This is a genomic window from Succinivibrio sp. (genome assembly GCF_045124615.1).
GTDB lineage: Bacteria > Pseudomonadota > Gammaproteobacteria > Enterobacterales > Succinivibrionaceae > Succinivibrio > Succinivibrio faecicola.
This window is the reverse complement of sequence record NZ_JBGVMC010000356.1, coordinates 1-1,527: the sequence shown is the minus strand read 5'-3', so window position 1 is coordinate 1,527 and position 1,527 is coordinate 1. Positions and strand designations below refer to the sequence as shown.

Below are 1,527 nucleotides of genomic sequence, written 5' to 3'. Positions count from 1 at the left end.
TTGTTGCTCTTAACTGCTCGCCAGACAGGGTTGACAGATAAGCAGGAGCAATATCAAATACAGTCTTGCATCCTGTTGCACCTTCATTGAATAAACGTGCTACAGCTCTTGCATAAGCAACGATAACACTTGCGGTGAATTCAGGATTTGAATCGAGCTTTAAGCTGTACTCGATAACATGCTTGTTCTGACCGTTACCGGTTGAACCTGAACGGATAACGAAACCACCGTGTGGTAAGCCCTTGTGATTCTTGTCCAACTCTTCTTGTGAAATGAAGTTTACGGTAGTATCGTAATCTGAGAAGTAGTTTGGCATATTCTTGATTTCCTGCTCAACCTTACTTGCATCAGCACCATCCTTTAGAACTACATAGCACAGTCTTGTGTGCTTCTCACGAGTTGTAAGCTCAGGATTTGAACCTGAACGAACTGCATCTAAAGCGCTCTGTACAGGGCAGGTATACTGTCTTGCATCAGCAACACCTTCAATACGGCGAATTGCATCTGAGTGGCCCTGGCTTACACCCTTGCCCCAGAATGTATAATCCTTACCGTTTGGTAAAACAGCATTGGCATATAAACGATTTAATGAGAACATGCCAGGATCCCAGCCTGCTGAAATTAAAGCAACGTGCTTTGATGCCTTTGCACTTGCATCAACATTTGCAAAGTGTGTTGGGATCTTTGCGTGGGTATCAAAGCTGTCTACTACGTTGAATAACTTAGCTAAAGCAGGAGTCTGCTCTGGTAAATCTGTAGCACTGCCACCGCATAGGATCATAACGTCAATCTTATCCTTGAAAGACTCTACATCCTTAACATTAGCAACAGTTACACCTGAAGTTGCAATCTTAACAGATGCTGGATCACGTCTTGTGAAAACAGCTACTAATTCCATATCCTCAGCTGCATTAACAGCAAGCTCAATACCACGGCCTAAATTACCGTAGCCATAAATACCTACTCTTGTAGTCATATGAATTTTCCTTTACCTGTATGGTTATGCCTATAACAAGGCTTGTTTTTTAATTGGTTCAAAATGTAGCAAAAAAAATAAAAACTTTCCAATAAAAAACACTGTTTGCACTAATTATGATCAGTGTTTTTTTTATCATTTTTTTCTTTTTTCAATTTAAATGAATAATGGCCATAAAATGAAGATAAAGTAACAAATGTAGAATATTTATTAATTATTTTTTTGTATAAACTCAGCAAGTTAAGTCATATATGTAAATTTGCTAATTTTAAAATGTAAAAAAAGTAGTAAAATAATTTTCACTTTTTTAATACAAGGCATAAAACAGTGAGCATTTTAAAGAAACTCAGTTCTCCTCAGATTAAAACATCAAAAGCTGACAACAAACTGATACATTATTTTTTATCAAACGGCATGAAGGCATGCTCATCATCAATTTCTGAAATATCAGAGCATTGCGATATTTCTCATGCAACAGTAACCCGCTTTGCAAGAAAATTCGGCTATGAGACCCTAAAGGATTTCAAGATTGCAATAGCTCAGGATTTAGG

Annotated in this window: 1 protein-coding gene and 1 pseudogene; one reads left to right on the top strand and one right to left on the bottom strand. The window is 37.5% G+C overall.

Annotated features, from left to right (window positions below; all coding sequences use genetic code 11):
* On the bottom strand, positions 1-976 hold a 976-nt coding region (locus ACJML3_RS09465), incomplete at its 3' end, for a diaminopimelate dehydrogenase (protein ID WP_406022679.1).
* Positions 977-1,303: 327 nt separating this feature from the next.
* On the opposite strand from ACJML3_RS09465, the pseudogene ACJML3_RS09460 reads away from it, so the two are divergent.
* Positions 1,304-1,527, top strand: a pseudogene (locus tag ACJML3_RS09460) (MurR/RpiR family transcriptional regulator); the annotation flags it as partial.